Source organism: Streptosporangium sp. NPDC006013, from assembly GCF_040614275.1.
GTDB lineage: Bacteria > Actinomycetota > Actinomycetes > Streptosporangiales > Streptosporangiaceae > Streptosporangium.
This window is the reverse complement of the sequence record NZ_JBEXUE010000889.1, coordinates 1-1,820: the sequence shown is the minus strand read 5'-3', so window position 1 is coordinate 1,820 and position 1,820 is coordinate 1. Positions and strand designations below refer to the sequence as shown.

Sequence of the window (1,820 nt, the reverse complement as noted above, 5' to 3'; positions counted from 1 at the left end):
GGCAGTGCCCGCCGGTCCAGCTTGCCGTTGACGGCCTGCGCGCTGGTCGCGGCCCGGGGCCGGCTGATGCAGCGCCTGCCCGAGGGCGGGGCGATGGTGTCGGTCCAGGCCGGCCGGGCGCAGGTCGAGCCGGTGCTGGAGGACGGGGTCGTCATCGCCGCGGTGAACGGCCCGTCGTCCGTCGTGATCGCCGGAACCGAGGACGCCGTCCTGCGCGTCGCCGCGCGCTTCGACAGGACCATCCGTCTGCGGGTGAGTCACGCGTTCCACTCGCCGCTGATGGAGCCGATGCTGGCGGAGTTCCGGGAGGTCGTCGAGGGGCTGACCTTCGGCGAGCCGAGGACGGCGATCGTCTCCACCGTGACCGGCGAGAGGGTCGACGCCGCCTACCTGTGCTCGGCGCGGTACTGGGTGGATCACGTCGTGCGTCCGGTGCGTTTCGCGGAGGCGATCCGTGCCGCCGGAGCGGCGGGGGCCAAGGTGTTCCTGGAGCTCGGTCCGGATGGCGGGTTGTCGGCGCTCGTTCACCAGAACCTCTCGGTTCGCCAGGACTCGGACGAGCCGGTGGTCGCCTTCCCCGTTCTGCGTAAGGACCGCGGCGAGGAGGCCGCGGCACTGGCGGCGGCCGCCCGGCTGTACGTGCAGGGGATGGCGGTGCGGTGGCCGGAGCTGTTCTCCGCCACGGCGGCTCGCCGGGTGGACCTGCCGACGTATGCCTTCCAGCGGGAGCGGTACTGGTCCGAACCTGCGGCGACCGTAGGCGATGTCACCTCCGCCGGGCTGGACCGGCCGCGGCACCCGCTGCTCGGCGCGGCCGTGGAGCTGCCCGACACCGGTGGATTCCTGTTCACCGCTCTGGTCTCGACGGCCGCGCATCCGTGGTTGTGCGACCACGTGGTGGCCGGACAGGTGCTGTTGCCCGGCACGGCCTTCGTCGAGCTGGCCGTGCGGGCGGGCGCCGAGGTCGGTTGCGGCCTGGTGGAGGAGCTCACGCTCACCGCACCGCTCGTGCTGCCCGAGCGGGGTGGTGTCCAGTTGCAGGTGGCGCTCGGCGCCGCCGCCGACGGCGGTGGCCGGACGATCGGCGTGTACTCCCGGCCGGCGGACGAGCCGGACGCGCCGTGGGTTCGGCATGCCACCGGTGTGCTCACCCCCGGTGTGCCGGGCGTCCCCGACCCCGGCATGGACGAGTGGCCGCGCGCGGACGCCGTCGCGGTGGACCTCGACGGTTTCTACGAGCGGCGGGCGCGGGTGGGCTTCTCCTACGGCCCCGCGTTCCAGGGGGTGCGCGCCGTCTGGCGCACCGGCCAGGAGGTGTTCGCCGAGGTCGCCCTGCCCGAGGACCTCGCGGCCGACGCGGGCTCGTACGGGCTGCACCCGGCCCTGCTCGACGCCGCGCTGCACGTGGCGTCCCTCGCCGGGCTCGACGAGGCGGGCGGTGGACTGCTGCCGTTCGCCTGGAGCGGGGTGTCCCTGCATGCCTCCGGCGCCTCAAGGCTCCGGGTCCGGGTGAGCGGGGCCGGTACGGACGCGATCACGCTGGTCGTGGCCGACGCCCAGGGCGGCCTGGTCGCCTCGGTGCGCTCCCTCGCGCTGCGGCCGAATGATCCGCAGCGTACGGCGCGCACCGGCGGTGGACCGCTGCTGCGACTGGACTGGCCGCTCGCGCCGGAATCCGGGAGCGGGGACCGTCCGGCCAGGCGCTGGTCGGTGCTCGGCTCCGACGAATGGGGTCTGGCCGCCGCCCTGCGCGCGTGGGCGGCGGCGCGCAGCGCCAGGTCCCAGTCCTCGTTCTGGCCCTTGGGGGCGCTCTCGTCCAC

At 74.8% G+C, this 1,820-nt stretch carries 1 protein-coding gene; it reads left to right on the top strand.

Going from position 1 to position 1,820, the window contains the following annotated elements; all coding sequences use genetic code 11:
- On the top strand, positions 1 to 1,820 hold a 1,820-nt coding region (locus tag ABZ260_RS50665), incomplete at both ends, for a polyketide synthase dehydratase domain-containing protein (RefSeq protein WP_355633032.1).